At 69.0% G+C, this 2,780-nt stretch carries 3 protein-coding genes; 1 reads left to right on the top strand and 2 read right to left on the bottom strand.

What is annotated here, in order from left to right; all coding sequences use genetic code 11:
- Positions 1–161: 161 nt before the first annotated feature.
- Positions 162–629, bottom strand: coding sequence for an RDD family protein (locus ACIOHC_RS25770; protein WP_351082787.1), 468 nt, complete (start codon positions 627–629; stop codon positions 162–164).
- 256 nt (positions 630–885) lie between these two features.
- Between ACIOHC_RS25770 and glnA the strand changes: the two genes are divergently transcribed.
- On the top strand, positions 886–2,295 hold the full coding sequence (gene glnA / locus ACIOHC_RS25765; protein ID WP_351082790.1) for a type I glutamate--ammonia ligase: 1,410 nt from the start codon (positions 886–888) through the stop codon (positions 2,293–2,295).
- Between the two features lie 217 nt (positions 2,296–2,512).
- Here glnA and ACIOHC_RS25760 read toward each other — a convergent pair.
- Positions 2,513–2,780: hypothetical protein (locus ACIOHC_RS25760; RefSeq protein WP_401844166.1), on the bottom strand; the 268-nt coding region annotated here is incomplete at its 5' end.

Below are 2,780 nucleotides of genomic sequence, written 5' to 3'. Positions count from 1 at the left end.
TCGGGGGCGCCGCGGCCGCCGGGGCCGGTGGGGCCCCCCGGGGGGGGCGGGGGGGGGGGGGGGGGGGGGGCCCCCCCCCCCCCGGGCCCCCCCCCCCCGCCCCCTTCCCTGTTCCGTCCTCGGCGTCCGCTTCCTCGGCCGTACGTCCCCGGCTCGGTGGCTCAGATACGGACCTGAACCGCGCGGGCCAGCCGGTCGTGCAGGCCGCGGCCGTCGCGGTCCCAGACCAGGGCCGGGATCACGATGCACAGCAGCACGCTCCGGACGACCACTCGGCCGAAAGTGAGCCGGCCGCCGCTCTCGGCGACGACCCTGATGCCCAGGAGGCGCTTGCCGGGCGTGCAGCCGATGGTGCCGACAGTGAGCACACTCAGTACGAGAAAGACGCCGAGCGCCCAGTTTCCGGCCGCCTGCTGGTCACCGCGAGCGAGCAGCCCGTATGCGATCACCAGGCACAGGACCCAGTCGATGAAGACCGCGCCGAAGCGCCGGCCGAGCGGCGCCACGGATCCCGGGCCGTGCTCGGGCAGACCGAGCCGCTTGCCCCGGTAGCCGAAGTCGGCCCCCATTTCCTCGGCGGCCGCGCGCGGCCCTGAGAGCCACGATCCGATTGCTTGCCTGTTGTCCACCCGACCACGGTACTGCGCCCGCTCGTGCCGCCCCCCGGGCGGGCCCCTCCCGAGGGCCGCCGCGCCGACCCTCGGGAGGGGCCCGTAACCGGCCACGAGGTGCCGCTCACACCCGGCTCGGTTAACTTCTGCGAAACAAATGGGTCATGCTTGAGAAATCCGGTCTGCCTATGGTCGGGTCCAGCGTGTGCCACCGCACTGGCCGCACCACGAGCTACAACCCCGTCCCTCCCGGGCCGGGAGTAGGAGGAGTTGGATGTTCCAGAACGCCGACGACGCGAAGAAGTTCATCGCCGACGAAGACGTCAAGTTCATCGATGTCCGGTTCTGTGACCTGCCCGGTGTGATGCAGCACGTCACCGTCCCGGCGGCGACCTTCGACCCGGCCGACGAGCTTGCCTTCGACGGCTCGTCGATCCGCGGCTTCCAGGCCATCCACGAGTCCGACATGGCACTGCGCGCAGACCTGTCGACCGCCCGTGTCGACCCCTTCCGCCGCGACAAGACCATCAACATCAACTTCTTCATCCACGACCCGATCACCGGCGAGCAGTACAGCCGTGACCCGCGGAACGTGGCCAAGAAGGCCGAGGCGTACCTCGCCTCCACCGGCATCGCCGACACCGCGTACTTCGGCCCCGAGGCCGAGTTCTACGTCTTCGACAACGTCCGCTTCCAGACGTCGGCGAACGAGAGCTTCTACCACATCGACTCCGAGGCCGGCGCCTGGAACACCGGCGCGGTCGAGAACAACCGTGGGTACAAGGTCCGTTACAAGGGCGGCTACTTCCCGGTCCCGCCGGTCGACCACTTCGCCGACCTGCGCGCCGAGATGTCCCTGGAGCTGGAGCGGAGCGGACTCCAGATCGAGCGCCAGCACCACGAGGTCGGCACCGCCGGCCAGGCCGAGATCAACTACAAGTTCAACACGCTGCTCGCCGCGGCCGACGACCTGATGCTCTTCAAGTACATCGTGAAGAACGTCGCCTGGCGCAACGGCAAGACCGCGACCTTCATGCCGAAGCCGATCTTCGGCGACAACGGCTCGGGCATGCACGTCCACCAGTCCCTGTGGGCCGGTGGCAACCCCCTCTTCTACGACGAGCAGGGTTACGCGGGACTCTCGGACATCGCCCGCTACTACATCGGCGGCATCCTCAAGCACGCACCGTCGCTGCTGGCCTTCACCAACCCGACGGTGAACTCGTACCACCGACTGGTCCCCGGCTTCGAGGCCCCGGTCAACATGGTGTACTCGCAGCGCAACCGCTCCGCCGCGATGCGTATCCCGATCACGGGCTCCAACCCGAAGGCCAAGCGCGTCGAGTTCCGCGCCCCGGACCCGTCGTCGAACCCGTACCTCGCCTTCTCCGCCCTGCTGATGGCGGGCCTCGACGGCATCAAGAACAAGATCGAGCCCGCCGAGCCGATCGACAAGGACCTCTACGAGCTGGCTCCCGAGGAGCACGCGAACGTCCAGCAGGTCCCGACGTCCCTCCCGGCCGTTCTGGAAGCGCTGGAGGCGGACAACGAGTACCTGCAGGCCGGTGGTGTCTTCACCTCCGACCTGATCGAGACGTGGATCGACTACAAGCGCACCAACGAGATCGCCCCGATCCAGCTGCGCCCGCACCCGCACGAGTTCGAGCTGTACTTCGACCTGTAAGGCGCCGATCCTCCACGAAGGCCGCCATCCCCTCTGCGGGGTGGTGGCCTTCGCCGTGAGAGCCCGCACGAGAGGCGAAGGAAGCTACGCCGCCGGCGGCTCGGGGATGCGCCAGGTGAGGCGCGACGTCGAGGCGGCTCCGGGTCGGCGGCGCCGCACAGGTTCATGAGCCCTCATCGAGAAACAATGAGGGCTCATGAACGATCGAGGCTGACGATCAACTGTCGGGCGCAGGACACCACGAGGGAATGACTGAGCCTGCGCTGTCACTCGTTGCTCGCCGGGCCCGGTGCCGGATTACATGGCTCCCGTCGTGGTCGGGGTAGTCGTGCCACCACCGGTCGTCGGCGCAGTCGTGCCACCACCGGTCGTCGGCGCAGTCGTGCCACCACCGGTCGTCGGCGCAGTCGTGCCACCACCGGTCGTCGGCGCAGTCGTCCCGCCACCGGTCGTCGGCGCAGTCGTCCCACCACCGGTCGTCGGCG

The sequence above is a fragment of the Streptomyces sp. NPDC088252 genome, assembly GCF_044740965.1.
Classification (GTDB): Bacteria; Actinomycetota; Actinomycetes; order Streptomycetales; family Streptomycetaceae; genus Streptomyces.
The sequence above is the reverse complement of the archived record's forward strand: the minus strand, read 5'-3'. Positions and strand labels throughout refer to the sequence as shown.